Consider the following 26,733-nt stretch of genomic DNA (forward strand, 5'->3'; position numbering starts at 1 on the left):
CTGAAAGAAAAGTTCGGCGGGGAGGCGCGCTACGGACCCTTCCGGTCTCCCCGCCTAGTCGGGCTCTCGCCCGATTACGAAATCTCGGCGAGCTTCTTCTTCGCCAGCTTCACCATGGCGGGCCACTTGTCTTCGGGCAGCTCCCCGAGCTTCGGAACCTTGAACTCGTCGAGCAGGGCCTTGAACTCGGTGCGGCGTGTCGCTTCGTCGCCGCTCTTGACGGCCGCCGCGTCGATGTACTTCTTCATCTCCTCGCGCACGTCGTCGATCGTCAAAGGCTCGCCGCTCTCTTCCCCCTTGTCGTCATCGGCGCCTTCAGCCTCGGCCTCTTCCGTCTCCGGCTCGGCCTTTGCCTCGATCGTCTGCGGTTTTGGCTTGCGGCCGCTCGGCTTCTTCGGAGGCTTGACCTCCTCGGCCTCTTCGGGCTCGCTATCGTCGGCGCCGCCCTTCTTCGCCTTGGCCTTGTCGTAGTTCTTGAGGAAGCGATCGCCTTCTCTGTAAATCTCCGCGAGGCCCGCTAACTTGCCGGCCATCTGCTCGGGTGTCTCTGCAATGACTTCGACCTTGAACATAGTTCGATTCGCTCCTTCGAAAATGTGCTCTTGCATTAGCACGATGGTTAAGTTGTCGTCAATCACAAATTCTCAGATTTCTACATTCAGCCCACAATGCGGAGGATATCGGCCGTCTTCCGCCGCACCGCTTCTTGGATGTCTTCGTCAATTGAGCCGGCGAGGGTGGCGAACGTAGCAATCCGTGGCTGCGGATCCTGCACGCTCACAATGCGGTTCGCGGCCTGGGCATTCTCGGCGGGCACCCACGAGCTCTCGACGAACAGCACGTCGCGTGCCGCGGAGAGGTCGATGCCGGTGCCGGCGGCCTGAAGCTGGCCGATGAACACCCGTGGGCCGCCGGGGGTATGGAAAGCATCAACGGACGCTTGCCGCCCCCTCGACGTGCCACTCCCACGGATCAAAGCGTGATCGCTCGGGAATGCTTCGCAGAGCCCCGCGATCACGTCGACGTGCTGTGCCATCAAGACAATCTTGCGGCCGCCACCGTCCAGCCAATCCTTCACCCAGCGCACAACCGGCTCGACCTTGGCGAGACCCGTGTAGCGCCGCAGCGTAGCGACGTGCGCCGCCACCTTGCGCAGCCCGTCGACGCCATCTTCGGCGAGCGCCTTGCGCACCACTTCGATCTCGGGGCTGCATGCGGCGAATTTCGGCAACGCCCCCTCGAGGTAGAGCGGTTCGACCTGCAGCGGCGGAACCTCCGGCTTCACTTCGGCCATGGTTCGCCGCAGCATGAATCCGTCGAGCTTTACCGCTAAGGCGTCGTGGTTCTTGGCGCCGATGATGCGCGGCGTCTGCGGCGCATGCGGGTTGTACTCGGTCTTGCAGAACTTGTTGACGAACTGCCACAGGTTCCACGGCTTGCCAGTCCTGGGAGACAGGATCCGCTCTGGCGCTAGGGCCCGCAGCATGGGCCACAACTCGGAAGGGTTGTTCGGCATCGGCGTGCCGGTCAGAAGCCACACACGGTCTGCCTGCGCGACGAGCCCGTCCGCGCCGTCGCACTTCTTGCCGAAGATGGCCTGCGTGCGCTTCGCCTTCGATGATTTGAGATAGTGCGCCTCGTCGAGAATCAAAATGTCGATACCGGTCCAGCGGTGCGCCTTGCCCCGCGCCGCCATGTCGTAGGACCAGACTTGCAAATCGTAATCCCCTCCCGGCCACCATTTGCGGAACTCGCGGCGCCACGTCTCGCAGACGCTCGCGGGGCAGACGACCGTGAGGAGGGTTGCGCCGATCTTCCGCGCTGCGGAGATCGACTGCGCGCATTTACCGAGCCGCATGTCATCGGCGAGCAAGGCCGCTTCGCTGCCGGCGAGAAAGTCGCGGCCAGCCTCTTGATATGGGCGGAGGGAGAGGGTCATAGGTCTATGTTGCGGGTCTCTTTGGCGAACAGATTGGGGATGGCCGTTGCGGTGTGAACCGTGCAGATGTCTTTGCACCACTCCCGCATCTCTTCCAGCAACGCCCGCTCTATTAGGGGGCGGACTACTGCTATGACAGCTTTTGCCAAACCTTGAACTGCCCGCTCACGCGCCATTCGGTGCCACCCAAACTTATCCAAGTAGCTTCGGATGCCACGTTTCCCCGCCTCCACAAGCTCTGCGTCTTTGGGGTTAGGCATTAGACGGAATCCTTAGGAAACCAATCGGGCCAAGGCAACTCACCACGTAAACGTTCGTAGTACGCTTCTTTGGCGTCAGATATAATTCGATCCCCTCCCCAACGCTGCTTGATAAGTAGAAGCATAAAAGCCATCTCCTCGACGGCCTCGGTCATGTCTCCCGTATTTTCAAGCAGTCCGACACCCTGGTACTTACCGTCTTCGTCAACAACGTGGTCGAACGATCCTGCCATCACTCAGTCCCTCCGGTCTGTAGGGCGGCGCGGGCTCTGTCCCGAGCGTTCAAGAAGTCTTGAAAGCCTTCTTCGTTGGTGAAGTCGGAAGTGTTCGAGAGCACGGACAGCGCTTCCCGCAGCTTCTCATTTTCTGCCTTTAGCTGGGAGACTTCGGTAATGAACGCGTCCCTTTGGCGCGCGGCGTTTTCACAGCCGTTGCGCCAGCGGTCACGTTCTTCCTTGAGGGACTTGATGAGGTTATATGCGTCGTAGCTAACTCGATCCGAGCGGCACCCCAATGCAATCATGACGCGCTCTATCTCGTCCTCCCCCTTGGCTTCGGGGGGTTGGGTGCTCCACGGTGGTTTCATGGCCATCAACTCCGTCAAGTTTTCGGGGTCTCCCGGCGAGAAGTCGGCCATGCAGCCAATGACTTCCTCCCCCTTGGTTTCGTTGGGCTGGGTGATGCGTTGGTTCATAAATGCGTTCCATTCTTTCTGAGTATCCCGGTCAGGGGTGAGGGCGCGAATGAAGCCTCCGATGTTGATCGCAGCGTCTTCATAGCCGCGAGCCCACGAAACCGCGTCGGCTATGTCATCTGGTGCGCTGGCGGTGGTTATGCTCTCGCCTTGAAATGCGTTGGCGTCCGCCTTCTCCCGACAAGCCTCAAAGCCTCGCTGGAAGGCGTCAGCGAGTGCGGCGTCGATCACTTCGTTGCTCAGGTTGGAAGGCTCCAGGCCCTTGAGGGCTGCGTCGCAGAGGCGGTTAATTGTATCGTGACGTGGGGTGCGGCCTAACGGCAGCAAGCGACGTGCGTCCTCAATCTCTTCCCGTGTAAGCGGTGTCATGTCATGGCCCTCCCGCAAAAATGGATAACGCCCCGGCAATCGCAGGCCGGTTGAAAATCGACATATGGCGACGACGACGACGTGTAGGCCGAGAAAGCCTTCCAACATTCCCGCTCAAACGCTGATGCCAGTGCCGCTCGTTGTTCGTCAGAAATATCGAGGTCTGGACCAACGACGATAGTTTCGATGGTCCTGAACGCAGGCCCGCCGTCTTTAGGTGTGTTGGTCATGGGCACATCCTTCTCGGTCGATACTGCTGCGTGTCCGTTGGCGGAGCGTCATCCGTGGGCCGCGTCGTCGAATGTCCGCACGTACATCGATAGCGGAGCGCGAACGGAGCTTCATAGTGAGGACCAAGCATCTTGTCTCCACACTTGGGGCAGGTTGGGTTGGTTGTCCTCATTCGCCTTCCTCCACTTCCTTGATCTCGCATATTTCGACGGGGCGAACGTAGGAATGGTTCGTCCCACGATATTTGATTGCGCATCCAGCGTGCTGGATGAGCCAGCGCCCGTTTGGACGAAGCCCCAGCTTCTCTAATGTCTTGCGCGTCACCTGTTCAAAATGACCTTCGCCCGCTGGTACAGTTTCCCCACATCGGTAGCAGCGACCGGGAAACCGATTACGAGACATCCCCACCCCCTGTGTTCTGGATGCGCTGCAAAGCGTTGTCGGGGGTGCGGGGGTCCAGTAGGCACACCGCCTCGGACACAACGCCTGCCCAAACATGGTGGCCGTAGTTGGCGAGCCACTCGGCGCACAGGTGCATGTCCCTCAGCGCCCGGACCAACAGGTCCCATTCAGGCTCCCCCGGCGACCACGGCGATAGATCGTTCGCTATGGCCATCGCTTCTGTGATGTCGAGAGGCCCGCTTCCTGCTTCGACCTTCTCAATCAGGTCTCTGGTGAAGTCGGGGGATGTCTTCCCGGTCATTAGCGGAGCCTCCTACGGCCGCGAGGCCACGAGATCGAACAACGCGATCGCGTCTGCCTCATTGTCGTCTTTCACGGGAATCTCGCGCCTGTGGCACTCGGCGATCATCATCTCTTTCGAGGCGTTGCCTTTGCCGGTCCAGTGCTTCTTGATCTCCTGAACAGAGACGCCTTCGTAGGGGATGCTGTGCTCCTCGCACCACTCCATGAGGATGCCGCGGAGGCCTCCGTAGAAGTGCGCCGCGTCGGTGCCGAGATGCCTGCGGACCTCTTCGAAGGCCACCTGGCCGATCGGGTACGCCGCGTGGATCTTGTTGAGCTGACTGCGGAAGTTGATGAACCGCATCCCGGCGCCGGAACTGCGCGCCTCGCGCAAGTCCCACACATCGCTGATTTGGTGATCGGAGCCTTGATCGCAGGCCCCCACGCAGAAGCCGGTCTTCGTGCCCAAGTCCAACGCCAACAAAGTCCTGTGCATAGCTACCGCCCCTCCCCAGGGCCCATCTCGTAAATGTTCACATCATGTTCTATCTTCTTGGCGACGCACGACGCAAGGAATAGTTTCCTAAATCTTACCTATCCCTCCGAAAATACCGGCTAGTAGAAATACGCGGGAAACATCGCTCTCAAAATTCAACAATCTTTTCAAACGTCTACGGCGGGGGCCCTGCCTTCCAGCGCAGCATCCACCCACGTCCCGTCGATGCGCCTCTGCGCAATCTCACCACCGCAAGCCGCGTAGCCGGCAATGTCCTTCCATGAGTCCATGTGGGTCGGCTCGTTCTCGAGGCGCGCCAGTTTGAGGTCCGCGCAGAGTATGGCCACGTCGAGCTCATCAACCTCCATGTCGGGGCCGTAGCGGTTCTTGAAATGGACGGTCCACCGCCTGGCAATGCGGGCGAAGTTGTCTTCAGGCGTGCCGTAGTTCAGGCCCCGCTTGCCGACAATCTCCATGACCTCCCGAAGCAGCGTAACCTTGTAGGGCTCAGACTGCGCGGCCGTCTCACCGGCAACCAGTGCCCGGAACTGTTCGTTGGACAGGCCTTCTGGCTCCGGCTTCCGCATCATCGCGTCGATCTCGGCGCGCTCCCCTTCAGACAATCCCAGGGCCAACCGCCCCAGCTTCGACCTCTCAGGCGTTAGCGTCATGCCAGAACCCCTTCCTCGCTCAACCGCGCCAACGCGGCTTCGATCTTCTGCCTCAAAGCGGCCCGAACCCGCCGCCCACCGCGCATCTTCGGCACCAATGTCGGATCGCCAGCGACCAGATACCCGAACCGGGTGGCGCTTAGTCCGTACGCGACAAGGGCGTCCTCGATATCGCTCAAGAGTGGGTCGAGCCCTCCACGTTTCGTCATCATGCGGACATCTTTAACCTTGCGCGATGACAATTGCAAGAGGTATTGTCGATTTTGCTGAACGACGATGTCCGCAGAAGCCGACCGCAAATCTCAACAATTTCCTGATACCTAAATCACCCCTAAATCTCTAGATACTTCCACGCGACGGCGCTGATAGCTTGGGAGAAAACATTGAAAAACAAGCACGATTGGGCCAGGGCGCTCGCGCGCCAGGGGTTGAGGGTGTTCCCGCTGCAGCCGAACGGCAAGCGCCCGGCGATCGAGGGCTGGCAACGCGAAGCCACATCGGACGCTGAGAAAATCAACAGTTGGTGGCGCGGCGAGTTCGCTGATTCCAACATCGGAATCGCGACCGGAAGCGGCCTTCTCGTGATCGACGCGGATTGCAAAGGCGGCCGCCCAGGGCTCCCCTCGCTCGACATGCTGGACATGGAGGGCCTGCCCGAAAGCTTCCGCGTCAGAACACCCTCGGGCGGACTCCACGTCTACCTGACATACGATCCCGCCAACGAAATCCGCGGCGGCGCCGATTGCCTGGAAGGCTACCCCGGCATCGACATCCGCGCCGAGGGCGGCCTGGTCGTAGGCCCCGGCAGCACGATCGACGGGGCGGCATATGATATCCTTTGAGCCGGCGGCCGCGCCGCAATTCATCCTCGACATCGTGAAGCGGCGCCGCCACGCCCAAGCGAAGGACCGCAACCCGCAGGCCGACCTCGATACCGACCAGGCCATCAAGCGGGCAGTAGACTATCTGAAGGGCCCCGCGCCGAAAGCGATTGCCTTCGAGGGCGGGAACGACACGACGTACAAGGTCGCCGCGCGCATACGTGATTTCGGGATCTCGGAGGGGGCGGCCTTCGACTTAATCAGCGAGCATTGGAACGAGGCCGGCAAGGCCGAGCCGCCGTGGGATGCGCAAGAACTCAAGGACATTATCGATCACGCCTACAGCTACGCCACCGCGGCGTGGGGCGGCATGTCAGGCACCACCGAATTCGATGACGTATCGGGGATTTTGGAAACGGCCAAAAAATCGAAGAGGGGCCTGTATCGGGTGCGGTACCCGGAAGCCGCGGCTTCAGCCTTCGAACAGATCGGGACGCCCCTCGTCGAGGATGTTCTCAACGCCGGGGCCATGGGCGTGATGTACGGCGCCAGTGGGTCGGGCAAGACGTTCCTGTCCCTCGACCTGAGCTTCCACGTCGCCGCGGGGCTCCCGTGGCACGGCCGGCCCACGACCCAGGGCCCGGTGCTCTACGTCGCGGCGGAGGGCGGCCGCGGCATCTTCAAACGCATCGCTGCGCTGAAGCAGCACTTCGGAGTGGATGCCGCGCCCTTGGACGTGTGCCTTGCCCGATCAACCTGCTGTCCAGCAAAGCGGACATGAAAGACCTGCTCGCGCTGATCGATGAGGCGGGGGCCGACCACTGCGCGCCGGTCTCCCTGATTGTGATCGACACGCTTAGCCGCGCGCTGGCCGGCGGGGAGGAAAACGCCTCGACCGACATGGGCGCCTTCGTGCAGAACATGGACCGGCTGCGCGATCATACAGGCGCAACCGTCCTGATCGTTCATCACTCCGGCAAGGACACGGCGCGCGGCGCGCGGGGCCACTCCCTGCTGCGCGCCGCAACCGACACGGAGATTGAGATCGGCGACGGAACGCTCCGCGTGACCAAGCAGCGCGATTTGGACCCCATCCCCGAAATGCGCTTCAAGTTGGACAGCCTCACCCTCGGGAAGACGGAAAGAGGGAAGCCGGTCACGTCCTGCGTCGTCCGCATGCTCAAGAAAAACGAGTTTGTGAGGCTGGAACTCTCGGAGCAAGAGTGCATGGCCTACGACGCTTTTTGTCGGTGTTTGGAGACCAGCCAAACCGGGATCGTGACCTCCGGAAGGTGGAAAGATGAGATGTCGGTTGCGAATTTGTCGGATCGTCAGCTCGAGCGTTTACAGACACAGGTGACAGAGGCAGGGTGGGTTAAAAAGATCAAGAAAGCTCAATACGTTAGCTGCGAACCGACATCAACCGACACGACCGACATAGGGGCTCGAACACAACCGACATAACCGACATATACCTTAGGTATGTCGGTTGTCGGCTGTTCCGCCTTTTGTCGCCCGCGGCTGGCCCAAATTTTAGAATGTAATTTGTCGGGGATTTTGGAAATGCGGAAAAAAGGGCGAGGGAGCCGTTTCGTGCTTCGGTATGATCCCGATCGGATCGCGGCGATCCTGGCCGGGGAGGCCGAGCGGCTGCACCACGTCCTGACCGTGGCGGCGCATAAAGGCGCGGCGGCGGCCAAGGCGAAACGGAAGGCGAGGCAACGTGCGTTTTGGAAACGCAAGACAGGGTGTCGGACGGGCCGGCTAATGGCGCTGCCAGGGTGGCAAGTCTTGGTGGCGCGGATGGAAGCGGGGCGATGGTACAGCCGGCCGGACTTGCGGCAGCTCATTCCGGAATTTGCGGACGGCAGCGTGCGGGCGTGGGTGCATCAATATTTGTGGCCAATGGGCTTGATCGAGCGCGCGGAGAATGCGGCGTTCGATCGGACGCGCGCGCCGGGCAGGCAAAGCGAATCGCAATGGCTTTACAGATTGGCGCCGGAAGGGGAGGCGCAGGCTAAGGCCTGGCGCGAGGCGTTGGGGCCTGAATGCTAGGCTGGGCGCAGCGAATAGCCGTGCTCGGCCATGCAACCCGCCATGGCAGCGTCTAGGTGGGCTGTCGTGGCTTGTGGGTTTAGGGCCTGTAGAGAATTAACGCGGCCTTCGCAAATCGTGATGATGCGGCGGCCTTGCGCTTCAGAGGCGCCTGCTTTGTGCCATGTGTAATTCGGGCCCGGTGTGGCGCAAGCGGCGACGGACAAGGCGAACAAGGCGGCAAAGGCGAGGCGCATGGGGCAGCCTTCCACAATTCAGCGTTGGCGTGGTTAACGAATACATGCAAAAGGGCAGCGCGCCTATCTCTTTTTTGGGGCTAGGCGGAACTCTTCCGCCCAGGTACGGGCGAGTGCGACCGGCACCAGCGCATCAATAAGGGCGAAGCGGGCGTCTTGGTGGATGATTTCAAAGATGCCGTTTTGTCTGCAACCGAGTGTTGGGATTTGACGAGGCGGCAAGTAAAGCACAGTCGACATGGTGGCTCCCCCGCGAATAGACTGATTGCGTCCGGGGTTTAGCAAACCGGCACTAGACGGCTCTCCGTGTCTTTGGGCAGGGCCTTGGACATGCACACGGAGACCCCGGACTAAAACAGTCGTTGCGGAGTGCCGAGCCATTTCGGAGGCGGTCGGCTAACCGCTAGTGCGAAGGGTTGCTAAACCCTATCGCAACGGTAGGGCGCGCTCTAAGCGCGGTCAAATCTTGATTCTTGGTACTTGACAGGCTAACCGGCGGAAAAACTAGGCTTTCCGCCGGTCGAAAGGGCCGATCTGCACAGTTAATTCCAGACGGGCTACGTCCGAAAGAATGCCAGGCCCCAAAGGGCAGCGACAAGCAATGCCAGCAGGATCTTGGCGAGTAGGCGGAGCAGAGGGATCATGGGGCGAGTCTTTCACCACGCATGAACGCGATTCGGCGCAATGCTTGCTTGGGGGTCTTGAACGTCGCCCACGTTTCGCCGTTGTGGCTAACCCGAATCGGTGTTTCGCCATAGTGCATTGTGAAGGCGCCCCGATCGAATTGCGGGTGACGGTAAAGCCAACCGTGGCGCCCACGGATAGCCACAATGCAGCTATCCAAAATTGCGGGCCCGCCGTGCGATCGGCTGGATGCGATAATCAGGGGGATTTTGCACGGGCCCGTGCTTCGGTTGATTGTGCCGGCCACGCCGTATTCCTCCAGCCAAGCTTTTCCGGTCTCCGTGTCGCCGTAGAAAAGGCGGACGCGCTCGCCGTTAACGCGGGCTCGTTCCAGCGCACGTTTCACGTCATCAGGTGTCTTTTCGTTGAAATAGGTTCCGCCTTCGTGGCGTCGGAACGTGGCCGAGCCCTGTGTATAGGTCTCTTGTGCCTGTTGCATCTGTGAATCTCCTAAGTCTCTAATTTCTACAATCTAGGCCGAAACGTGGCCCTTGACGTTCAGGATATGATCGGCTGGGACGAAGATTCCATCGTGGCCGAAAGCGAGGGCGACGTAGCCCAAGGCGGGCGTGGCGCCAGTGCATGCGGCGAGCTCGCAACGGTAGAAGGGGTTATTGCTGAGAGGATCCGCGAAGGCGTCGCCCTCGAGGTCCACGAGGTCGCCAGGCTGGATCATGTGCGCGGGGATTTTCATCGGTTGAGTCTCCTGTCTCAGTAGCGGTTGAAAAACCACAGGGTCCCGTCTTCGGCGCGGCTTGTGATGTAATCAAAACGCAAGGCGCCGTCCCATGTGTGCTGCCAATCGATCGATATCCACGACGGGAAATTGTTCGGAACCGCGCCTGTCTCCTCTGCCAGATTGGCGGCAAAATCGGCCTCACTGTCGGCCGTGCCGGAAAAGGCGTCTTGCGCGTCTTCGATTGATGCGGCGTTGCCTGTTGCGTCTTGGTAGCGCGCGAGCATTTCGCGGTCTTCGTCGTTTAGATCGAGCCAGTCCCAAAGGTCATCGGCTAGGTGGCTTTCGCCGTAATACTCTTCAGGAAACCCGGAGTAGTCTTGGAACATCAATTCCGGATCGGACTCGTCTTTGTGCAGCTCGCGGCAAGCTTCTATGAAAGACTCCTTGTCCGTGTAGTCTTCTAAGTCGAGCCATTTGCCGGCGATGCTGCCGGCGTTGTATTTGGCGTAGGTGCCGACATAGACCATTGGTGCATCTGACATCTGTGAATCTCCTAAGTCTCTGATTTCTACTGGTTAGACGAGTTCAAGAATTGGTTGGGCCGTTGCTCCGGAGTAAATCGTGATGTTTCCGTGGTCGTTTACGAAGAGCCAATCGTGGTCTGCGATGCGGACCTCGTTTGGGTCCGACACGCGCGGCAATTCCGCTATCGAGTCCGTGTCTGGCCAAAACCCGAAGTCGGCGCCGTCGCCTTCGCGGGCCCCGAAGTAGCAATAGGGAGGCGCGAGCTCGGTTAGCGCATCGATCAAGCTATTGAGGATTTCTTGCGCGTCTTCCGATTCAGGGTCCGCGTCGATTGCCTCTTGGCACAAGTCCTCATAGGTTTGGCGATTGCCCGGATGGTCGACGCTATCGGCTAGAAAAGAAAGCTCGCCTACGAACGCCTCCAGCAAGTCTTCTGTGAGAAGCGTGCCTGTGCTGATCGACCCGACATATGCAGTGTGTTTCATCTGTGAATCTCCTGTGCGGTGTTGACAATGTAGAAATTAACCACTTTCTACACATACCCCAAATCACATTTTCGTGATAATTGTTGCAGGCAATGAGACTTCCGAAGGCGATAAGAATTTCTGATCGGGAAGCCGAATTCGTTAAGGCAATCCTATCAGGAGCCAAACCGAACGAAGCGGCGACGCTTGCCGGGTACGGGAATCCGGCCGATGCGGCATCACGTTTGCTGCGGGCGCCCGCGGTACTGAACGCTCTGAATGTTGAGCTCGGACGCCTAGTTAGCGGGCGCCTTGTGCCGGCCGCCTTGCTGGCGCTTGAGGGTATCTTAGACGGCGGGCCAGCAATCTACGGCGAACGAGTCTTCGCGGATGTTGCGTTGAAAGTCGCCGCGATGGGCGGTTTTGTGCCGCCACGCCAGGCAGTTAGCCAAGACACGGCCGACAAGGATCCGGAGCAAATGACAGACGCAGAGCTGCGTGAAGCATGCGACGTGCTTGAGGCTGAATTGGTGGGGCGTGCGAAGGATATCACGCCAAATAACAAGACAACGGACGCAGATTTGGCGGATTTGCTCTAGTTCTTCTGCCTTTGGTAGGCAGCGCAAGGGGAAGCCAGGCCGATCGGGCGCCGGCGGGCAGTCGGTCCACCCCCTGGGAGGGGGCCGCCGGCTTGATCGCAAACCGCGTAACCTGAATCGACAGATTTTCGGTTTTAGAAAAGCTTTTACCTCTTGCAAACAGTGCTTGATTGTCGGTAGGCACCGTTCTACACTTTCACCAAAGTAACCGGTTGCAGATCCCGATGGCCCTTACCCTACCCGAAACCGCCCAGCTCCTAGACGAACTGGCGAAAAGCCCCAAAGTACCTGAAGAGGTCCGTCAAGCCCTGGCCCCGAAGAACGGCCCCTCCGCCGCGGAGACTCTCAGAGCAGCCGTCCAATCCCGCGGTCTCTTCCGCGATGCGGCGCTCCGGCTCCTCGACATGGCCCAAGGCCGCTGGTCCCCATCCGGCATCTGCAAAATTTGTCTCGTCGACGAAGAGGGCAACCGCAAATGCTCAACTTTTTGCGCGGGCCTGCGCATGGAGTACGCCGACACCATCCTGAAGGAGAACCCGCTGTGACTTTTATGGCAATCGTCAATGAGGCGAAGCAGAAATTCAACGAATTCCAACCGCAGACAGTGAACGAGGCCGCGATCGATTCCCACATCGGCCAGTTGCTCGACAATCTGCGTATCGCCGCTGAAAATCTCGAGGAAGAGGTCGCGAAACGCGGCCCTTAAGCCTCTTGCAAACAGTGCTTGACACTGAGAACAGAGCCGTTCTACATTAACGACGCTACTGTTTGGGTCTCCCTAGTTGAAGCAGTAAGGACCGGGGGAGACTTCCTGTTCGGTATTGCGTAAACCCCAACCCTCTCCCGGTCCCCCCTCCCCAAAAATCAGCCCATGATAGACGCAATCGTCCTCTCGCTGCTGGCCCTCGCGCTCGCCGCCATCCTCGATCGGAACCTGCCCCTGCGGTGAACGTGTAGAATTGTCATTGATCTACAGCGTCCGACAAGCTATTTTCTGAGCCGACGCTCGTAAGGCCGCTTCGCGAACGGCGCCCCCCCCTATCTCGCGAATAGCGCTATGCCGCAGCCGCCGCAGTACGACCGCCAGTATAATTTTTCGAATTATCAGGCGCTAAATCCTTCCGAGCCGATTCCAGCGAATCAGGTTGATATCGAGTTCAACGAGATCAAGCAGACGCTCGATGCGATTCTGCAGAACCTTTCGTTGATTCAACGGGACGACGGCGAGCTCGCGAACGATACCGTCGGCAACGACCAAATCTCCGCCGCCGTGTCTCTTGGTTTCGACGCGCCTGTCGAATGGACGCCGAATACCGTGTTCGCGCTCACGTCGACGGTGTTCCATGATGGGGTTTTCTATCGCGCAGCGAGTGCGCACACATCCGGCGAGACATTTGACGAGAACAATTGGTTCGTCGTCGCCGACTTTACGATCATCAACACGGATCCCGGCATTCGCTGGACGTTTTCTGACAGCACAAACACCGGCGCCGATCCCGGCGATGGGTATTTGGCGTTCAACAACGCCGACCCGAGCATCGCGACTGCGATGGCGATCAGCAAGACCGGCACGGCACGGTCGGAGGACGTCGCGCCGGATGTCAGCGGGTGGCTCGAGGAGTGGGGCCGGTCCGAGAACGCCAATAAAGGCTATTTGCTCGTCAAAAAAGCGGGAAACAGCAGCAAATTCATCTCCCATGTTGTCGTGTCGATCTCCGATCAGACGGACTACTACCTCGTCACGTTGCGGTCGGACGGCGGCGCGGTGGACGGCTCGTTCGCCAATGACGAGGCGGTCAATGTCGAGTTTGTTCCGGCCGGCGAGCGCGGCACGTCGGCGGGCATTGCGTGGGACTTGGACGCGGCGAGCACGGACACGTCTACAACGCCGGGGGTCGGCGAGTGGCGCGCCAACAACGCAACGATCGAGAGCGCGACAGAGCTTGCCTTCGACGACCAGTCGGCGGAAATCGGCAACCCGGACTTTAGCGGCATATTGGACCGGTGGGCGGCGTCGCCCGCCAACCCAAAAGGCTACCTCTTCATCTCGAAAGCCGGCCGTGGCGATAAGCGGATTGAGTTCGATGTCACGGAAGTAACGGCCGATTCCGGGTTCTATCGGGTGACGGTGGCGAACGGCGCGCGGGTTGGCACTTTCGCCGACGGGGATAGTTGCTCGATCCAATTTGTGCGCAGCGCGGATACTGACATCACCAACGCGATGGCGCGCGATTTCGCGAACGCGACCGGCGTTGTGACCCCCGACCTGCTTGACGCTGCGGTTGCCGGCGGGCTCATCGACATCGGGTTCTCGTTTCCGTGGGACTTCTCGGCGCTGCCGAATGCGAATTGGCTGTACCGGGATGGGTCTACGATCGGCAAGGTCGGGTCCGGGGCCGATCACGAGGACGACGACTACCGGACGCTTTTCGACCTTTGCAAGGCGGAAGCCGGGTTGGGGAACGCCGGCACGGAAGATTTCGACGCAGGCGACACGGTGGCGTTGCCGGACAGCCGCGGCGTCGCGCTGTACGGCCGCGACAACATGGGGCAAGGCGCGGCGAACCGGCTTCAGAAGTCGACCACGATCAACACGACGAGCTCGTTGACGACTGCGACGGTGGCGTCGGCGACCGACCTTTGCGTCGGCATGTTCGTTCTGTCGGCCAATGTGCCGGCGGGGACGCTGATTTCGGCGATCAGCGGTACGACGTTGACGCTTTCCCAGGCCGCTACGGCTACCGCGAGCGGCACGGCCGCGCGGTTCTCGATCATCAACGACCCGCAGGTGGCCGGGTCGGTTGGCGGTGCGCAGACGATTGCGCTGATCTTGGCGATGTTGGCCGCGCACTCGCACGGCGACGGCTCGTTGAGCTGGAACGGATCGGTTTCCGGGTCTGTGTCGCCGAATCCCCACGACCACAGGGTGTCGCGGGGCGACAGGCGCGACGACAAAAACGCCGCGTCGTCGGACGGCTCGACCTTCTGGACCTGGGACCAAAGCAATTTCGATACGGACAGCAGGGCCATTAGCTGGTCTGGCTCTGTATCGGGGTCGATCAGCGGCAACACCGCATCGTCCGGGGGCGGGCAACCGCACCCGAATGTCGGGCCGGGTGCCGTCACGAACTGGATCATCTTGGCCAAGAAGACGGTCAACGACATTATCCCTATCGGCCTCGGCAACCGCTACTACCGGTTTTCGACGGCGATCTCGGAGGCGGCGCCGGGCGACGGGTACGCCCGTGTCGATAATGCGGACCTGGCCTCCGCGACTGAGATATACATCGACGATGACGACTTCGAAGGCAATGACCTCGAGGCGCTTTTGTTGCGCATCGGCGCGTCCGATTCCGTCGATAAGGGCGAGTTTCAGATCACCAACCTGACGCAGCGCGGCAAGTTCGCGGTGTTTCGGATCGATGCGGCTGCGTCCGATCAAACCGGATATGTGAAGCTCGCTGTCACCTACATTACCGGATCCGGTACGGATAGCTTTGCCCAAGACGACCGGCTCGCGTTGGTCGAACGCGCGACAGGTGACAAAGGCAACCGCGGGCTGGACCCCGGCGTTCGTTGGGATTTCGATATCTCAACGACGATGGCCGACCCCGGCACAGGCGACGTCCGGTTCAACAACGCGGCGCTCGCCAGTGTTTCGGAAATAGCGGTGTCGGCGACGTCGGCCGAGGCCGGTGGCCCCGACGTTTCCGATCTTGTGGCGTCGTGGGATGACAGCACCAACTCGGCCGACCGCGGCCGGTTGGTCTTCAAGAAGATTTCGGCGCCGGGTACGTTTGCTGCGTTCAAGATTGTCTCGGCCGTCACGGACAACACCGGGTGGCTCCGGTTTGATGTTTCGTATGTCACGAGTTCGGGATCGTTTTCGGACGCTGACGGTCTTGTGGCCGAGTTCTCGCCGTCAGGCAATGTGGGTGCGGCCGGCGGTTCCGGCGGTGGCGCGGCGTCGACGGTGCGCGCCGCGACGACGGGCAACATCACGATCTCTACGGCGCTCAACAACGGCGATACGCTCGACGGCGTGACGCTCGTTACCGGCGACTACGTTTTGGTGAAGGACCAGTCTGCATCGGAAGAGAACGGCGTCTACGAGGTTGGAACGACGCCGGCGCGCGCGACCGAGTTCGCGTCGTATGACCAGCACCCAGGCGTGATTGTCACGGTGCAAGAAGGCAACGCCAATGCTGATCGGCGGTGGCTCTGCACGTCGAACACCGGCGGGACGCTCGATACGACGGCAATCGCGTTCCGTGAGGTCAACCCACGCATCGGCAGCGTATGGTCCGGCTTCCGCCTCACACTTCCGGACGAATGCCTTGCCTGCGATGGGCTGACGATCGGAAACGGGTCGTCCGGGGGTACGTCTCGAGCCAACGACGACACATGGCCCTTGTTTGAATACCTGTGGGACATCGGCAACACGAACGGCACCCTGTCGATCTATACCAGCGCCGGCGCGGGGTCGACGTTCGGTGCCGATGCCGCAACTGATTTTGCGGCTAACAAGAGGTTGGCGTTGCCGGATGTTCACACGAGCAACAAGCATCTTCGCCCGGCGGACGGAACCAACATTGGTGTCGGTGAGGTTCAGACGGATGGCGCGCCGGATATTGACGGTACTTTCGGCAACAACATCCCAATGTCCGGGTCTTACAGCGGCGCGTTTTCCAGCGGTGGTTCGGCGTCGAACGCGGCAACTGCCGGTTCCACATACCCACGCGAGGGCAGTGTCACTTTTGCGGCGTCTGGCGATGACCCGACATATTCGGCGGATGAAGTTCGCGTGAACGCCATCGGCGTTCTCGTCGGAATCTATTATCGGTGAGGGCCATGGCGAAGATTTACAGATTTAACCCGGAGAACGGCGCATATGTTTCCGAGCAGGATGCTGTTCGCGAGGATGGCGCGACCATCACGGTTGAGGCAGGCCATCCGTCTTTGACCAGTGTGCCCGCGCCTGAACCTCGTAAGGGCTATGAGCGGATTTTTCATCGAGACCGTGATCCGCAGAAATGGACCTACGAAGAAAACCACGATGGCGAGACGGTCTACGATAAGCAAACGGGTGCCCGCGTCGTGCTCAAGATCGGCAAGAACCGATACCTGAAATACGGCCCAATTCCAGACAGCTTCACAGCGGAGAAGCCGTCCGGCCCATACGACACATTCGATGCCGAGACGGGCAAGTGGGTCGAGGACGCCGCGCTCAAGCGGGCTGCGACCGTCCCTGTATCCATCACGCCACGTCAGATGCTTCTTGGTCTCATGGGCAACGGCATGATTACTGAGCAGGAAGCACTGGACGCTGCAAAAACCGGCGCCGTGCCCGCCTCGGTCCAGCAGATTTTCGACGCGCTGCCAACCTCGGCTGAGCGCGTTGCTGCGGAGATTACCTGGGCCAAGATGAGCGTAGTCGAGCGCGACCATCCCCTTGTGCTCGCGCTTCTGTTGGCAGCAGAAAAAACCGAGGCGGAAGGCGATGCGTTCTTCGTCGCCTGTTCGAAACTTTGAGGGCGCGGTATGACTAGCTTTGATGAAATCTCGTTGATGCTCGGTGAGGTCCGGGGCGAGCTCAAAGGCTTGGGCGAAAAATTCGATGGGCACGAGAAACGGACGTGTCGGAACCTCAACACGATGCAGCGTAGGCTGTCGAGCCTCGACAAACATCTAGGCCGTGTCGTTGCGGTCGAGGCCAAGCTTGAGGAGATCGCACCAATCGTGAACAGCGTCCAGCAGGCGCGGTGGAAGGCCGCTGGTTTCGTCGCGGGCGTGTCGTTAGTGGCGGGGGGCGTCGGCGGCGCCGCCACGCTTTTCCTGAATTGGTTTGCGTAGGAGAGGAACGATGGCGAATCCGAGACCGGACGAAAAGCAGCTTCGGACAGTTTTCGACGCCATCTCCCAAGCGGTGAGGGAAGGGTGCCGGATCGGGGGCATGCCCTCTGCGTTTGTGCGTGCTGCGGAGATTCGTAGCATGGACCCAAGCACGCTTCGGCGTTGGTACAAATGGGGTCTCGAGGAGGGGTTCACGGTCGATGTGCCGGCGCCGCCGGCGGCTGAGGCCGTCGTTGCCGGTGAGGACACCGCGGCGTCTCCGGAAACGGTGCGTTTGTTGTTGGCTAAGCGGCCGCATTCCCTGGCCGAGCTGTCGAAGGCGGCGGAATCGTCCATCGGCGAGGTTCTGAACTGTGTTGATGAACTCCTCGATCAGGGTGTCAACATCCATCGCCGCGGCGACGTTTACGAGATCCCCAAGGATGTGCAGCCGGCCTTCGCGAAGCACGGGAAGCTTCAGTACGTGTCGCGCCCTGACAACACGTTTCTGTTTGGCGCCAGCGGCGACCAGCACATAGGGTCGAAATACGCCCGGTACGACGCCCTCGACGACCTCTACGACCGATTCGAAGCGGCCGGGGTCGATCGTGTGTTCAACACCGGTAATTGGATCGACGGCGATGCGCGTTTCAACAAGTTCGACGTGGAAGCGCACGGGCTAGAGGCGCAATGCGCGCTGCTCGCCGATCGGTTCCCAAAACGAGACGGCATCGAGACCTATGCGATTTGGGGCGACGACCATGAGGGGTGGTACGCGCAGCGCGAGGGGGTCGATGTCGGCCGGTACGCCGAAGGGGTGATGACGCAGGCCGGCCGCGAGGACTGGCACGACATCGGCTTCATGGAGAGCCACATCGAGCTCGTCAACGCGAACACGGGCGCGACTGCTATCCTGGCCGTGGTGCATCCTGGCGGAGGCAGCGCGTACGCGCTGAGCTACAGCATCCAGAAGATCGTGGAGAGCTACGAGGGTGGGGAGAAGCCCAATGTCGCGCTCTATGGGCACTATCACAAGCTTTGGGCCGGGCTGATCCGGAACGTGTGGGTCGCGCAGACCGGATGCACGCAGGATCAAACGGTCTTCATGCGGAAGAAGCGGCTTGAGGCGCACGTTGGCGGTCTCATCTGCGGGCTGGAACAGGATCCGGAGACGGGGGCTATTCTCAGCTTCTCGCCACAGATCATCCGCTACTTCAACGAAGCGTGGTACGCGCGGGAAGGCCGCGCGAACGATCGGTGGTCGTACACCAAGCCGGCACGGATGTTGCCGCGGTCCCCGTCAGCCATCCGTTGAGTCCGATGCTGAAATCTGAGAAGATGAAAACGTGACAGACCTGACGCAGGACGAAATCTATGCCAAGAAGCAGCGGCTTCTGTGGCTGACGAAACGCCGGCTGCTCGTCCGCGAGGCGAAGGACAGCCTGCGCGTCTTCATGCGCCTCATGCTGCCCGACGAAGAGTTCCCCGACGACCCGTATAAGAGCGAGTATCAGGACACGGCGCACGGGGCGCTGTTGTGCGAGATCGTTCAGGACATTGAGGCGGGGCGTAGAAAACGGGTGGCCGTCTCGATCCCGCCCCAGCACGGTAAGACGTGGCATTTGTCGACCTTCGGCCCGGCGTGGATCCTTGGGCGCAACCCGCGCGCCAAGATCATCGTCGGCACCTACAATGAGACCCGCGCGGACGAGCTCGGCGAGGCATTCCGCGATCTTCTATTGTCGGATGCCTATCGTCAGGTGTTCCCGAACGTCGAGGTTTCGAAGTCGTCGAAAAGCAAGTCGGCGATCACTCTGCTCGTCAACGGCCGCGCCGCCGGCAAGATTCACTTCGTTTCGATGCAAGGCACGGTTACGGGCCGTACGGCGCATTACTTTTTCGTCGACGACCCGATCAAGGACGACGAAGAGGTTCAGAGCGACACCTACCGCGAGAAGCTGTGGAAGCGGTTCTTCTCCGTGGCATACTCCCGCGGCTCCAAGAAGACCCGGATGGTGGTTGTCCACACCCGTTGGCATGCGGACGATCTTATCGGCCGGTTGTGTGACCCCAACCACGTTGAGCGGGGCAAACTCTTAAAACACAACGAGAAAGAGTGGCTGTACCTTAATTTGAGCGGCGTGATCTACGATCCGCCCCTGGCCGAGGCGCTTGGGCTTGTTTTGAAAGCGCAGACCGATCCGGAGATTGTGGAAGCCTTCGGGGATCGGCCATGTTGCGCGCTGTGGGAAGACGAAAAGCCGCTCGATTTCTACGTTGCCTGGAAGATGGCCGAGCCGCGTACGTTCACGGCGTTGGTCATGGGCCAGCCGTCGGTTGAGGATGGCGAATATTTCAAGGCGGAAAATCTTGTCGAGTATGACGCTCACGAATTGCCGGCGAACCTTACGATTTACGGCGCGTCCGACCATGCTGTGACCGAGGAGCAGCGGAACGATCCAAACTGCATCGGCTGCGTGGGGGTCGACGAGAACGACGTTATTTGGGTGCTGCCTGACCTCGTGTGGGAGCGGCAGGAGACGGACGATACGGTCGAAGACCTGATCCTTCAATTCAAGAGGCACAACCCGCAGCTTTGGTGGATGGAAGACGAACTGATCTCCAAGTCGTTCGGCCCGTTCCTTCACAAGCGCATGGTCGAGGAGCGCGTTTTTGTGACGATCGATCCGGTGCGGCCGTCCAAGAAAAAGAAGATGCGGGCGCGGGCGATCCAAGGCCGCGTGGCGATGAACATGGTGCGTTTCCCGCGCCATGCCCCGTGGTGGCAGCAAGCCAAGTCGGAAATGCTGCAATTCCCCTACGGGGTCCATGACGATTTTGTCGACTGGCTGTCGCACATCGGCATGGGCTTAATGAAGGAGCGGCGCGCGATGCCGGCGCAGCCGAAGCCCTCCTTGTGTGTCGTCGGCAGTCCGCAATGGATCATGCAACAGTCAAACTTGCGCGCGCGGGCGGAGAAGCGTGCCGCGTCGAATAGAGGTTGGTGATGGAAGACGAACGCCTAGAGCAAAACGAGTCGACCGAAGCGGAGGAGCCGAAGGTCGATGACGCGCGCAAGAAGTTCATCGAAGAGTGGAGCGAGCGGATCAAGGAATCCCGCGATCACTGGAAGACGCTCGGCGTCTACGACGAGATGAAGACGAACCAAGAGTTTGCGAAGCGCGGCGCCGACTCGGATTGGATCAAGGGCGGAAACTACACGGTCCCGATCCTGAACCGGCACATCAACCAGGCCGTCAGTCAGCTCTACGCCAAGAACCCCACGGCGCTCGTGAAGCGGCGCGAGAAGATGCTCTACAAGCTGTGGGATGGCCGCGCCGACACGTTGCAGGCGGCGCTGGCCGGCGTCGGTATCGGCGATGGGGAATCGATCGCCATCGTCCAAGAGGTTTTGGCTGTGCGGCAGTACGAGCTGCAGATGGACCGCATGTCCAAAACGATGCAGATCTTGTGGGACTATTACGTCGGCGAGCAGGCGTGCAATTTCAAGCAACAGCTCAAGGCCGCCGTTCGCCGGGCGAAGGTCTGCAAGGTCGGCTACGTCAAACTCGGCTACCAACGGATCCTCGAGAAGCGTCCGGAAATCACGGCGCAGATCGAGGATGTCACGACGAAGATAGCGGCCGTCGAGCGCATTTTGCAGGACATTGCCGAAGGCAAGATTGACGATCAGAGCGCCGAGTTGGAGCGGCTGCGTGTCAACTTGGCGGAATTGCAGGAGCAGGAGACGCTTCTCGTGCGCGAGGGCCTGATCTTCGACTTCCCGCGTGCGAACGAAATTACGATCGACAAGAACTGCGTCCATCTCAAGAGCTTGGCCGGAGCGGGCTGGGTTTCGCACGACTTCCACATGACGCCGCGCAAGATCAAAGAGACGTGGGGCGTCGACATCAAGGACGCCTATACGAAATACAAGCCGGACGGATCGCAATATGACGACAATTGCAAAAATCCGACGGCGTATGTTCACGAAGTCCACGACAAAGAAGACCGTCACTGTTTCGTTATTGTCGACGGGTATCACGACTATGTGAAAGAGCCGTATTCTCAGTTGAAGATTGAGCGGTTCTTCCCGATCTTCCCAATTGTATTCAACGAAACTGAAGACGAGAAGAACATCTACCCGCCGTCCGATATTGAATTGGCGAAAGACATTCAAAACGAGTACAACCGCAGCCGTGAAAGCTTGAGGGAGCACCGCCGCGCGGCGCGCCCGTGGTGGGTCGAGGGGCAGGGCCTCGAGCGCGAGGAAAAGGAAAAAATCGCCAACCACGAGGCGCACGAGGTCGTCACCGTCAAAACGCTCGGCACCGGGCAGAAGATCACGGATTTGATTCAGGCCGGCCCGACCGCTTCGATCGATCCGAACCTCTACGAAGTCAACATGCACTACGAGGATCTGCAGCGGGTCTTGGGTACGTCCGCGGCGCGGTTCGGCGGCACGTCGGGCGACACGGCGACGGAAGTGTCCGTGGCCGAGGAAAGCTATGCCGACACGAACTCCGACAACGTGGACGACCTCGACGAGGTTCTGACGGAGCTGGCCAAGGCGGCCGGCCAGGTCATGCTTACCGAAGTCGCAAAAGAGACGGTGATCGAGATTGTGGGCGAGGGCGCTGTATGGCCCGATATGCCGCAAACCCGTGAGCAGGTGGCCAAAGACCTCTCGCTCGACATCAAGGCGGGGTCTTCCGGTCGGCCGAATGCCGCGGCGGAACTGGCGAAACTCGAGCGCGGTGCCCCGATTTTGATTCAGCTTCAGGGCATCAACCCTGAAGTGCTGGGCCGCCGCTACGCCGAACTGATCGACATGGACCCGGATGAGCTCGTCGCGGGCGGCATGCCGTCGATTCAGGCGATGAACGCGCTCATGGCCAAGGCGGGCGCACAGCCGGCGACAGGCGACCCGGCGACGGACCCGGCGTCGCAGGGCGGCGAGGGCGCCGACAACGCGCCGGGGCCGCAGCAGAATGAGGGCGAGCCCGGTGGCCAGCCTGCCTATCCCGCGCCAGCGCCACCGGTTGCTTGACACGAGTGTAGAAATCTGAGAATTATGCAATACGACAGAAAGTGTCGAAGGAGTTTTGACGTAAAACATGCCTCCCGAATCGTCACCGGAGCCCGAAGTCGAAGCTAACGCAGAGACCCAGGACAATCAGGACGTAAACACCCCGGCAGAATCGTCCGATGCCGAGCCAGGCGTAGAAAAGTCCACCTTATTGCAGACCGTCGAGGCCGCGCTGCAGGGTGAGAAGGCAGAATCGCCGACTGCCGACGTTGGGAACGAGAAGGCAGAACCGGAGACCACCGACAAGTCGGGAGAACAGACTGACGAAGCCGAGGATGACGAGGAGTTGTCCGACGAGGAGCGAAAGCTTCTGTCTGAAAAGGCCAATCGCCGGTTTGTGAGCCTCACGCACCAACGCGACGAAGCAAAGCGCGAAACGGAATCTTTGAAGCCACGCGCTGAGCAATGGGATCGTTTGACGGGGTTTCTCCACGAAAACGATATCACGTCGCAAGAGGTCAACAACGCCCTCGAAATCACACGGCTTATCAACAGCCAGGATTACGGGAAAGCGTTGGAAGTCCTCGGACCGATCTACGAGGAAGTGGCGGCGCGAGCCGGCCAAGTGCTTCCCGAGGATCTGCAAGAGGATGTGAGACTCGGAAAGATCACTCTCGACAGAGCCAAAGAGTTGAGTGTGGCGCGGGCCAATGCGGCGGCAACGCAGCAGCGGACAGAGCGGCAAACTCAGCGAGACACCGAGAAAGACGAGCAAGAGCGGAATGCTAAGGTCGTCAACACTGCGGTCGAGGCAGTCGATAAGTGGGCGAAGGGCAAAGCTGGATCCGACCCGGATTGGCATCTGAAGCAGGACGCCGTTTCGGAGCAGGTCGAGTTGGCCATCAACCGGATGAAGCGCGAGGGCAAGTCCTTCGACGCGAACGATCCGGGCAAGTCGGCGGTAGAGCTCGCCGAGAACGCGCTCAAAGTGGTCGAGGAACGGATGAAAAAGTTCCGCCCGAAGCCGGAGGAGCGTCGAGCACCGAACGGGCAGTTTGCTTCGCCCCACGCGAAGCCCACGCCGAAGTCGCATATGGAAGCGGTCGAGCAAGCTTTGAGTGGGTAAAGGCGATGAGTAGGTACAATGCCTTTTACCGTTCAAGAACTCGAGAACATCGCGAACGCGAGCCTCGATTATCACTGGAATACCCCTGAAGTCCGGTCGCAGACCCTTCAGGACAAGCCCCTTCTCAAGGCCCTCAAAGGCATGGAGAAGACTTTCCCCGGCGGCAAGGAAGAAATCACCGTCGGCGTCAAGGGCGAGTACACCACGACCATCCAGGGCTTCGAGCACGACGAGACTGTCACGTACGCCAACCCGGCGAACATGAAGCGTGCTCGCTACCCGTGGAAGCTGATCCATGCCGGTATCTCCGTCACCATGCACGAGCTTGCCAAGGACGGCATTTCGATCACGGACACGGCGACCGGCAAGGGTGAGAAGAACCACACCGATCGCGAGAAGACCGCCATCGCGAACCTCATGGCTGACAAGAATGAGGACATGATGGAGGGCTGGGATCGCGGCATGAACACGATGTTTTGGGGTGACGGTTCGGCCGACGCCCAGCTCGTGCCCGGCATCACGTCCTTCGTGCTCGACGATCCGACCTCGGCGATTGTCGTGGGCGGCATCGATCAGTCCGCGAACGCTTGGTGGCGCAACCGTGCCCGGCTTGCCATGACGGCTTCGACGGCTGCGGATCAGAACGTCGTTCAGAAGATGCAGTACGACTGGCGCCAGCTTCGCCGGTACGGCGGTCGTCCGAACCTCGTCCTGGCCGGCTCCGACTTCCTCGATTGGGTGGAGCAGGAGCTCCGGGCCAAGGGCAACTACACGCTCGAGGGCTGGAATTCCAAGTCCAAGACGGACGCCTCCATCGCGGATATCAGCTTCAAGGGTGTGAACTTCCAGTACGACCCGACGCTCGACGATATGAGCAAGGCGAAATACTGCTACGCCCTCGACACCCGGCACATCTACCCGATGGCCATCGAGGGTGAGTCCGAGAAGACCCACAACCCGGCGCGGCCGCACGACAAGTACGTGTTCTACCGTGCCAAGACCTCGATGCTCGGCCTGATCTGCCGTCAGCGCAATGCGCAGCAGGTCTGGTCGATCGCGTAACCCTGGATAAGGAAAGGAGCCAAAGCTATGTCGTCTTTTGACGTTGTTGAAGTTGCTCTCGGTTCCGCGGTTGCGCAGTCGGGAACGATCGTCATCGACTATCCGGAGAATCGGTATTCCGGTTCTTACGTCGGCTACGGTCACAAAATCTATGCGGAAGGATTGCAGCGGCACTTCACGCAGGATGGCGGTGAGATCTCGGTCGCGTTCACGACCTCGATCACCATCACCTACAATGGCGCCACTTCGATCCCCGCCAATACGGCGGTCATGGTCGAGCTCAATCGGGCCGGCGACGATCGCGCGGACATCCTTGCCGGCTTGCCCGGCGGTGTCACGCCGATGCTGCCGTACCTGATCGACCTCGGCACGCCGGACATGCTCGACGCGGGTGGCATCTGCGAGGCGCAGTCGGACACCGGGGCCCATGATCTCACGATCAATGGCGATCTGGCCTCCGGCGGCGTGGTCGTCCTTGACGTTCCCCGGAACGTCATCGCCGACAGTGGCGGCGCCGATACGGCGGTGCTCACGGTCTACGGCGAGGATGTTTACGGCCAGCCCATGGCAGAGAGCATTACGCTCAACGGCTCGACCGCTGTTCCGGGCAAGAAGGCATTCAAGAAGATCACTCGCGTTGCGGCGAGCGCCACTATCTCGAATGGTGCGTTCCTCGGCACGGGCGACGTGATCGGGTTGCCTGTCTTCCTGCCTTACAACACGGCGGGCCTTGTGATCGGTGATTTCGAGAACGGGACGTTCGATGCTTCGCTCGACGGCACGTTGACGGCGGGTGTGCAGACCACACCGACGGCGACGACCGGCGATGTGCGCGGCACGTACGATCCTGGGGCGACTTTGGATGGCGCGACGGCCATCCAGCTCGCCGTGTTCTTGGCGGATCCGACCTACAAGGGCGTGAATCAGTACGCAGGGTAAACGGTAGGGGGCGCAAGCCCCCTACTTCACTTTGAGCTTTGAAGGACAAAAGCCATGGCTTTCGATGTCTACACCCAAACGCTGACTGCGGCTGTCGTGGACGACGGGACGATCACGTTCTCCTACGCCTCCGGCCGAGTGTTCGGCGATTATGCGGCGGGCGGCGCGCTTCTGGCGGTGCCGACGTTGCAGAACGTCTTCACCGAGGACGACGACGAGATTGATGTCTCCTATGGGGCGTCCAGCATCGTCGTAACGTACAAAGGGTCGACCACTATCCCCAAAGGAACCACCGTCAAGTTCCAGGCCACGCGGGACGCTGCGGACTCCGTTGTCGATTCTCTTCTAACGACCACCGGTGTTGGCGCGGTCACGACGGAGGCGACCACGGATGTCGAGGAGCATGGCGACGGGATGTTCCACATCACCAAGCTAACCTTGACCGACTTCGCGATGGGCAGCTCCGGTGATGGCGCGAACCTGGCCCTCGGGGCGAGCCTCTACACGTTCCCCGCGGGCGCGATCATGGTCGAAGACTCTTCGATCGTTGGCACGATCAATGCGGACATCTCGGTCCAGACCGACACCCCTGAAGTCGGCCTCGGTACGGTTGTCGGCGCGGGCGTGCAGGCAACGCTCGGCGCGGTCAATGCGGCTTGCGAGAACATCGGCGGCCCCTTCGCGGCGGCGAGCGTCAATGACGGCGCCGTGGCCGGGGCGGGCGCGGCGTCGAACACCACGGGCCTCTACATCGCGGAGTCCGGCGGGCTTTCCCACGTCGTCTACCTGAACGCTGCGGATGGCTGGGCGGATGTTACCGCTGCCGGCCCCGTGACGTTCACCGGTGTCGTCACGCTCAAGTGGCGCAAGATCAACTAACGGAAAGGACATCCCTTGGACCTCTACCAGTGCAAAGTCCGCCTAGGCGGCTCCCGCTACAACGAAATCACCAAGGTCAAGGTCACGGTGCCGGAGATTTTTCTCCTCCGCTACGTGCACGGCCTAGTGGACGCCGATACCGGCGAAGTCGACGACAGTGTTGTGACCGATATCAAGCGTATCGGTCGTACGGATCGTTCGGAGTCCGACGAGCGCGCCCGGTTGCAGGGTGTTTATGGTGTGGCGCTGAAGCGCCAGGGCAAATCGATCGACCTCATGTTCGGCGTCGGCCAGCCGCTCCCTACGACGGCGGAAGGTGTCGGCGCCGGCCCGAGCGCCAAGCTCGAGCCCGGCGAGAAGCCGAAGCGGAAATACACCCGCAAGGCGAAGGACGAGGATTCTGAGACCTCCGAAGCGGAAGAGGCCGACGAGATTCAAGACCTCGTTGGGTAATCCGCC

Annotated in this window: 31 protein-coding genes; 18 read left to right on the forward strand and 13 right to left on the reverse strand. The window is 60.5% G+C overall.

Annotated features, from left to right (window positions below; translation table 11 throughout):
• Nucleotides 1-74: 74 nt before the first annotated feature.
• From GL4_RS02965 to GL4_RS17380, 8 genes are all read right to left on the reverse strand, one after another.
• Nucleotides 75-572, reverse strand: coding sequence for a hypothetical protein (locus GL4_RS02965; RefSeq protein WP_045364384.1), 498 nt, complete (start codon nt 570-572; stop codon nt 75-77).
• Between the two features lie 86 nt (nt 573-658).
• Entirely contained in the window at nt 659-1,939 is a 1,281-nt protein-coding gene (locus GL4_RS02970) for a DEAD/DEAH box helicase (RefSeq protein ID WP_045364387.1), read from the reverse strand.
• Nucleotides 1,940-2,198: 259 nt separating this feature from the next.
• The gene (locus GL4_RS02980) at nt 2,199-2,432 is read right to left on the reverse strand and encodes a hypothetical protein (protein ID WP_045364393.1); all 234 of its coding nucleotides are present in this window, start codon (nt 2,430-2,432) and stop codon (nt 2,199-2,201) included.
• Nucleotides 2,432-3,370, reverse strand: a complete 939-nt coding sequence (locus GL4_RS02985; RefSeq protein WP_045364401.1) for a hypothetical protein — start codon at nt 3,368-3,370, stop codon at nt 2,432-2,434. The genes GL4_RS02980 and GL4_RS02985 overlap by 1 nt, the downstream gene beginning before the upstream one ends.
• A 514-nt stretch (nt 3,371-3,884) precedes the next feature.
• The gene (locus GL4_RS02990; protein ID WP_045364404.1) at nt 3,885-4,196 is read right to left on the reverse strand and encodes a hypothetical protein; all 312 of its coding nucleotides are present in this window, start codon (nt 4,194-4,196) and stop codon (nt 3,885-3,887) included.
• Between the two features lie 12 nt (nt 4,197-4,208).
• Complete coding sequence (locus tag GL4_RS02995) at nt 4,209-4,673, reverse strand: crossover junction endodeoxyribonuclease RuvC (protein WP_045364407.1); 465 nt, start codon at nt 4,671-4,673, stop codon at nt 4,209-4,211.
• Nucleotides 4,674-4,840: 167 nt separating this feature from the next.
• Nucleotides 4,841-5,344 carry a DUF6378 domain-containing protein gene (locus GL4_RS16515; RefSeq protein WP_052464073.1) on the reverse strand — a complete coding sequence of 168 codons (504 nt, stop codon included), beginning with the start codon at nt 5,342-5,344 and terminating at the stop codon, nt 4,841-4,843.
• On the reverse strand, nt 5,341-5,556 hold the full coding sequence (locus tag GL4_RS17380; protein WP_197539058.1) for a hypothetical protein: 216 nt from the start codon (nt 5,554-5,556) through the stop codon (nt 5,341-5,343). Before GL4_RS17380 ends, GL4_RS16515 begins: the two co-directional genes overlap by 4 nt.
• A 171-nt stretch (nt 5,557-5,727) precedes the next feature.
• On the opposite strand from GL4_RS17380, the gene GL4_RS03010 reads away from it, so the two are divergent.
• From GL4_RS03010 to GL4_RS03020, 4 genes are read left to right on the forward strand one after another with little or no spacing between them, the layout of a single operon-like run.
• Nucleotides 5,728-6,186 carry a bifunctional DNA primase/polymerase gene (locus GL4_RS03010; RefSeq protein ID WP_172653278.1) on the forward strand — a complete coding sequence of 153 codons (459 nt, stop codon included), beginning with the start codon at nt 5,728-5,730 and terminating at the stop codon, nt 6,184-6,186.
• Nucleotides 6,173-6,946, forward strand: coding sequence for an AAA family ATPase (locus tag GL4_RS18065; protein WP_052464075.1), 774 nt, complete (start codon nt 6,173-6,175; stop codon nt 6,944-6,946). Before GL4_RS03010 ends, GL4_RS18065 begins: the two co-directional genes overlap by 14 nt.
• Nucleotides 6,943-7,629 (forward strand): AAA family ATPase, encoded by a 687-nt coding sequence (locus GL4_RS16525; protein WP_052464076.1) that lies wholly within the window; start codon nt 6,943-6,945, stop codon nt 7,627-7,629. Before GL4_RS18065 ends, GL4_RS16525 begins: the two co-directional genes overlap by 4 nt.
• Before the next feature lie 18 nt (nt 7,630-7,647).
• Nucleotides 7,648-8,220 (forward strand): hypothetical protein, encoded by a 573-nt coding sequence (locus tag GL4_RS03020; protein WP_156137364.1) that lies wholly within the window; start codon nt 7,648-7,650, stop codon nt 8,218-8,220.
• 299 nt (nt 8,221-8,519) lie between these two features.
• On the opposite strand, the gene GL4_RS17865 is transcribed toward GL4_RS03020, so the two are convergent.
• The 5 genes from GL4_RS17865 to GL4_RS03040 all read right to left on the reverse strand — a co-directional run bounded on the left by GL4_RS17865 (nt 8,520) and on the right by GL4_RS03040 (nt 10,829).
• Nucleotides 8,520-8,696 (reverse strand): hypothetical protein, encoded by a 177-nt coding sequence (locus GL4_RS17865; protein ID WP_208430894.1) that lies wholly within the window; start codon nt 8,694-8,696, stop codon nt 8,520-8,522.
• 400 nt (nt 8,697-9,096) lie between these two features.
• Nucleotides 9,097-9,579: a hypothetical protein gene (locus tag GL4_RS03030; protein ID WP_045364416.1), complete on the reverse strand. Its 483-nt coding sequence runs from the start codon at nt 9,577-9,579 to the stop codon at nt 9,097-9,099.
• 33 nt (nt 9,580-9,612) lie between these two features.
• Nucleotides 9,613-9,834 (reverse strand): hypothetical protein, encoded by a 222-nt coding sequence (locus GL4_RS16530; protein WP_052464077.1) that lies wholly within the window; start codon nt 9,832-9,834, stop codon nt 9,613-9,615.
• Between the two features lie 17 nt (nt 9,835-9,851).
• A complete protein-coding gene (locus tag GL4_RS03035) occupies nt 9,852-10,361 on the reverse strand; it encodes an antirestriction protein ArdA (RefSeq protein WP_045364419.1) in 510 nt (169 codons plus the stop codon).
• A 33-nt stretch (nt 10,362-10,394) separates the two neighbouring features.
• On the reverse strand, nt 10,395-10,829 hold the full coding sequence (locus GL4_RS03040; RefSeq protein WP_045364421.1) for a hypothetical protein: 435 nt from the start codon (nt 10,827-10,829) through the stop codon (nt 10,395-10,397).
• Nucleotides 10,830-10,921: 92 nt separating this feature from the next.
• Here GL4_RS03040 and GL4_RS03045 point away from each other — a divergent pair, with 92 nt between their 5' ends.
• The 14 genes from GL4_RS03045 (at nt 10,922) to GL4_RS03105 (ending at nt 26,727) form a co-directional block, all read left to right on the forward strand.
• Complete coding sequence (locus GL4_RS03045) at nt 10,922-11,407, forward strand: hypothetical protein (protein ID WP_045364423.1); 486 nt, start codon at nt 10,922-10,924, stop codon at nt 11,405-11,407.
• A gap of 224 nt (nt 11,408-11,631) precedes the next feature.
• Entirely contained in the window at nt 11,632-11,952 is a 321-nt protein-coding gene (locus tag GL4_RS03050; protein WP_045364426.1) for a hypothetical protein, read from the forward strand.
• Nucleotides 11,949-12,113 (forward strand): hypothetical protein, encoded by a 165-nt coding sequence (locus GL4_RS17385; protein ID WP_156137365.1) that lies wholly within the window; start codon nt 11,949-11,951, stop codon nt 12,111-12,113. Before GL4_RS03050 ends, GL4_RS17385 begins: the two co-directional genes overlap by 4 nt.
• A 351-nt stretch (nt 12,114-12,464) precedes the next feature.
• Nucleotides 12,465-16,253: a hypothetical protein gene (locus tag GL4_RS16535; RefSeq protein WP_052464079.1), complete on the forward strand. Its 3,789-nt coding sequence runs from the start codon at nt 12,465-12,467 to the stop codon at nt 16,251-16,253.
• A 5-nt stretch (nt 16,254-16,258) separates the two neighbouring features.
• Complete coding sequence (locus tag GL4_RS03060; protein ID WP_045364429.1) at nt 16,259-16,939, forward strand: hypothetical protein; 681 nt, start codon at nt 16,259-16,261, stop codon at nt 16,937-16,939.
• Between the two features lie 9 nt (nt 16,940-16,948).
• Nucleotides 16,949-17,260 (forward strand): hypothetical protein, encoded by a 312-nt coding sequence (locus tag GL4_RS03065; protein ID WP_045364432.1) that lies wholly within the window; start codon nt 16,949-16,951, stop codon nt 17,258-17,260.
• A gap of 10 nt (nt 17,261-17,270) precedes the next feature.
• The gene (locus tag GL4_RS03070) at nt 17,271-18,554 is read left to right on the forward strand and encodes a hypothetical protein (RefSeq protein WP_045364435.1); all 1,284 of its coding nucleotides are present in this window, start codon (nt 17,271-17,273) and stop codon (nt 18,552-18,554) included.
• 31 nt (nt 18,555-18,585) lie between these two features.
• Nucleotides 18,586-20,247 carry a phage terminase large subunit gene (gene terL, locus GL4_RS03075; protein WP_045364437.1) on the forward strand — a complete coding sequence of 554 codons (1,662 nt, stop codon included), beginning with the start codon at nt 18,586-18,588 and terminating at the stop codon, nt 20,245-20,247.
• Nucleotides 20,247-22,289: a hypothetical protein gene (locus GL4_RS03080; RefSeq protein ID WP_045364440.1), complete on the forward strand. Its 2,043-nt coding sequence runs from the start codon at nt 20,247-20,249 to the stop codon at nt 22,287-22,289. The genes terL and GL4_RS03080 overlap by 1 nt, the downstream gene beginning before the upstream one ends.
• Before the next feature lie 67 nt (nt 22,290-22,356).
• A complete protein-coding gene (locus GL4_RS03085) occupies nt 22,357-23,394 on the forward strand; it encodes a hypothetical protein (RefSeq protein WP_045364443.1) in 1,038 nt (345 codons plus the stop codon).
• A gap of 18 nt (nt 23,395-23,412) precedes the next feature.
• Nucleotides 23,413-24,456, forward strand: coding sequence for a phage major capsid protein (locus GL4_RS03090; protein WP_045364446.1), 1,044 nt, complete (start codon nt 23,413-23,415; stop codon nt 24,454-24,456).
• Between the two features lie 27 nt (nt 24,457-24,483).
• Entirely contained in the window at nt 24,484-25,395 is a 912-nt protein-coding gene (locus GL4_RS03095; RefSeq protein ID WP_045364449.1) for a hypothetical protein, read from the forward strand.
• 54 nt (nt 25,396-25,449) lie between these two features.
• Complete coding sequence (locus GL4_RS03100; RefSeq protein WP_045364452.1) at nt 25,450-26,274, forward strand: hypothetical protein; 825 nt, start codon at nt 25,450-25,452, stop codon at nt 26,272-26,274.
• A gap of 15 nt (nt 26,275-26,289) precedes the next feature.
• Entirely contained in the window at nt 26,290-26,727 is a 438-nt protein-coding gene (locus GL4_RS03105; RefSeq protein WP_045364455.1) for a hypothetical protein, read from the forward strand.
• Nucleotides 26,728-26,733: the final 6 nt, after the last annotated feature.

The sequence above is a fragment of the Methyloceanibacter caenitepidi genome (assembly GCF_000828475.1).
GTDB lineage: Bacteria > Pseudomonadota > Alphaproteobacteria > Rhizobiales > Methyloligellaceae > Methyloceanibacter > Methyloceanibacter caenitepidi.